Annotated in this window: 4 protein-coding genes; 1 reads left to right on the forward strand and 3 read right to left on the reverse strand. The window is 70.9% G+C overall.

The genetic code is table 11. The features are described 5' to 3' along the window. Window positions 1-202 precede the first annotated feature (202 nt). Both EEJ42_RS12035 and EEJ42_RS12040 read right to left on the reverse strand, forming a co-directional pair. The gene (locus EEJ42_RS12035) at window positions 203-736 is read right to left on the reverse strand and encodes a hypothetical protein (protein ID WP_123099940.1); all 534 of its coding nucleotides are present in this window, start codon (window positions 734-736) and stop codon (window positions 203-205) included. Window positions 737-1,431: 695 nt separating this feature from the next. Continuing rightward, complete coding sequence (locus EEJ42_RS12040; RefSeq protein WP_246096387.1) at window positions 1,432-1,593, reverse strand: hypothetical protein; 162 nt, start codon at window positions 1,591-1,593, stop codon at window positions 1,432-1,434. Window positions 1,594-1,665: 72 nt separating this feature from the next. Between EEJ42_RS12040 and EEJ42_RS12045 the strand changes: the two genes are divergently transcribed. After that, a protein-coding gene (locus EEJ42_RS12045; RefSeq protein ID WP_425472887.1) for an IS5 family transposase occupies window positions 1,666-2,543 on the forward strand; the annotation gives its coding sequence in 2 pieces (ribosomal slippage) (window positions 1,666-2,070 and window positions 2,073-2,543; 876 coding nt in all). Here the strand turns inward: EEJ42_RS12045 and EEJ42_RS12050 are convergent. Beyond that, a complete protein-coding gene (locus EEJ42_RS12050) occupies window positions 2,533-3,051 on the reverse strand; it encodes a hypothetical protein (RefSeq protein WP_123099941.1) in 519 nt (172 codons plus the stop codon). The two genes, EEJ42_RS12045 and EEJ42_RS12050, sit on opposite strands and share 11 nt — an antisense overlap. Window positions 3,052-3,379 lie beyond the last annotated feature (328 nt).

Consider the following 3,379-nt stretch of genomic DNA (forward strand, 5'->3'; position numbering starts at 1 on the left):
GGCAGGGCCGCCCCCGGTGAGGGGGTGGGGGGCGGCCCTGCTGCCTGCTGCCGGGGGGCTCGACCAACACCTCGCGGGTGGTGCGGGAACATCCCTACCGGCACCACCCCCGCGCCCCGGTGCCGCTGGTGCGGTACCGGGGCTGACAGGCAGTGAGGTTGGCCGTGGGTGTGGGGTGGTGCCGGGCGGCTGACTGGTCCGTCTACGCCGTGGGACCGGTCTTGGTGGGGTCGGCCGGGGCGAGTGCTGAAACGGAGGAGTAGGGCGCCTTGTGCCAGCGGTAGGCGAGCAGTGTGGTTTCCTCGTGGAACAGGTCTGCCGCGTCGGCGGGGAGCACGGCCTGGAAGTCCTTGGTCTGGGGGTCGTAGCTCCAGGCGTAGGCGTCGTCGAAGTCGTATCCGGGGACATCGGCGTGGACGGCGAGGACGAGACGGCTGGCGCGGGTGGTCTGCGCGTCGAGTGCCTGGGTGAACTGGGTCAGGAACGTCTCCAGGTCTGTGGTGGGGAAGGTGTAGGTGGGAAGGGGCAGTTCGGGAAAGCCGGGTGCGGGGATTGTGTGGCCGTGGGCGCGGCCTTGGAGACTGAGCGCTCCTTCCATGGTGTGGAGGGTGACGGTGATCTGCTGGGGTGCGAAGTTGCGTTCCCGGCGGCTGGCGATCATCACGGCCTGGTCCAGGGCGGACAGGGCGACGGCGCTGGCGGCGGCCGGGTGGTTAGTGACGGGCGTGCTGGTCATAGGAAAAGGGGGTCCTTCGGTGTCGGTGCGGTGTGATCGGCGGATGGTGCCCGTGCGGTGGGGGTTGGGGCCGGGCGTCGTGGTCTGGCGTGCTCAGAAGGGGCGGCTCGTCGCTGTAACCGGGTGTGGGGTTCTGGCGGGAGAGCCTTTGGGAGGCGTTGTTTTTGCCCGCAGGGCGCAGGCGCTTGCTGGTGCGCCAGGTGCGGAGACGGTCGATGGTGCCTACGGGCCAGATGGGGAGGTGTGCGAACAGAGTGCGCCGGGCCGGGCACCTCGGGCAGCGCCGGGATGTGTCGGCGTCGCGTTCCTCGGCTGGGCGTTCCCACCACGGCAGCTTCCCGCTGCCCTGGCATTGGGGGCAGGACGTGCCGGGACGGACGGAATCCCTGGGGCCGCGGTAGAGGCTCAGTGTCTTGATGCCGGGTGTGTAGAGGAGGGTGAAGTACCCGAAGCGCATGCCCATTGCGCTGGGTCCTCGGGATCGTCATAGGGGTGGGCGGGTTCAGCGAACAGCACGCGATTCCTTCCTGAACGATGTTGGGGGCCGGATGTCATGGGTGCGGCGCAAGATGACCGCACGGGGAGCGGCCCGGCACCACCAACGCTGCCCCGCTCGCAGCCAAGCCCCGCAACCACCAGGGCCGGGGCCTGGGGCACCCGGCGAGGACAGGGCGCGGCGGGGCGGGGCGCGGGGGTCAGCTGGTGGTGGTGAGCGGGGCGAGGTGCGAGGCGACGCGGGCGGCGGCCTGGTCGGCGCGCGCGTGGAGTTCGGCGTCGGACAGGCGCCGCACCAGGAGGTGGGTGCGTTGGTCGGTGACCTCGTAGCGGGGATGGTTCAGGTGCAGGATGGTTGCCATGAGGCTGTGGTCGCGGTCGCGCTGGTAGGGGTCGGGACCTAGGCAGTGTCTTGTCGATCACCGGGTCGTTGGATGGGCATGAGGGATGTGCCGGAGATCTCTGATGCCGCTTGGGCGGTGATTGCGCCGTTGCTTCCGTCGGCTGGCCGGGCCCGTGGACGGTGGCGTGATCACCGCCAGGTGCTGGAGGGCATCGTGTTCAAGTTCCGTACCGGTGTGCCCTGGCGGGACTTGCCGGAGCGGTTCGGTCCCTGGCAGACCGTACACGGCCGGTTTGCGCGCTGGGCCCTCGACGGGACTTTCGACCGCCTCCTGACCGTGGCCCAGGNGTTTGCGCGCTGGGCCCTCGACGGGACTTTCGACCGCCTCCTGACCGTGGCCCAGGGCACCACCGCGGTGGACTGGCTGGTCGCCCTCGACTCCACCATCGTGCGGGCCCATCAGCACACCGCTGCCAAAGGGGGCTCGACCAGCGCGGACTCGGGCGCTCCCGCGGCGGGCTGACCACGAAAATCCACCTCGCCTGTGACGGACGCGGCCGGCCCCTGGCCTTCCTCGTCACCGCGGGCAACCGCAACGACTGCACCCAGGCCGAAGCCGTCATCGACCGGATCCGCATCGCCGGAGGCGGTCCGGGGCGGCCGCGTCTGCGGCCGGAGCGAGTCGTGGCCGACAAGGGCTACTCGGCCCGCACCTTCCGCGCCTACCTGCGGCGGCGGGGCATCAAGGCCACCATCCCCGAACGCGTCGACCAACTCGCAGGCCGAGCCCGCCGCCACGAGCGCCGGTGCGGCTTCGACAAGGCCATCTACCGGCGCCGCAACGTGGTCGAACGGTGCTTCCACCGACTCAAGCAGTGGCGCGGAATCGCCACCCGCTACGAGAAACAGCCCGACCGCTTCCACGCAGCCCTCACCCTGGCCAGCACACTCATCTGGCTCACACCATGATCGACAAGACGGACCCTAGCGCGGTGAGCTGGACGACCGGGCCGAGTTCGGGGTGTTCGAGCTCGCGGGCGGTGAATCCGTGGCGGGGAGTGTCGGCGGGGGTCGTGTGACGCAGGCGAGTGAGGTTGGACGGCTTGAAGTACTTGGCGACGGTGTTCGCGCGGGCAGGACGCGCGGTCGCGGAGCGGTAGAGCGGCTTGCCGCGTGCGGCTTCGGTCTCGGCGTCGGTCCAGGGCGCGGTGAGAGGGACGACGGTGTAACGGAGTGCGTAGGGGGTGAGGTGGGCTTCGGCCCAGGCACGGGCACCGTCGGGATCGGTGAACGGGCCATAAGAGTCGAGGTGAACGGGCCGCTTGCCGTCCGGGCCGCCGCCGCGGTCCTCGTCGCCGTTGGGGGTCGCGATGACCAGCCACGTATGCGGGAGGAAAGTACTGGCGATGAACTGGGCGGTGACTGTGGCTACCGGTACGCCGTATTCATCACGGACAATGGTCAGGGGCAGGAACATACCGGGAACTACCTCTCTCAGAGTCGGGGGATGCCGGAGGCCGCGCCGGGCGCCTTCGGGCGGGGCGTGGGGTGCGGCGGCCGGTGGTGGGCTCACCCTCGGGGCCCGACCGGTTACCGCAGCAACCCCACCCCGGCGCCACGTCGCGGGGGCGCGGGGCGGGGGTCAGGGTTCGGCGGCCCCGGGCACGACGAACACGAAGGCCCACCCCGGAACGGGGTGGGCCTCGTACACGCGGGCGGGACGGGGGGGGTCAGTCGGCGGGTCCGCCGGTCGGCTCGGGATTCCTCTCTCGGCGGTCGCCCCGGTAGATGCGTCGGTGCGGGCG

It is taken from the genome of Streptomyces botrytidirepellens (assembly GCF_003721215.1).
In the GTDB taxonomy this organism is placed as follows: domain Bacteria; phylum Actinomycetota; class Actinomycetes; order Streptomycetales; family Streptomycetaceae; genus Streptomyces; species Streptomyces himastatinicus.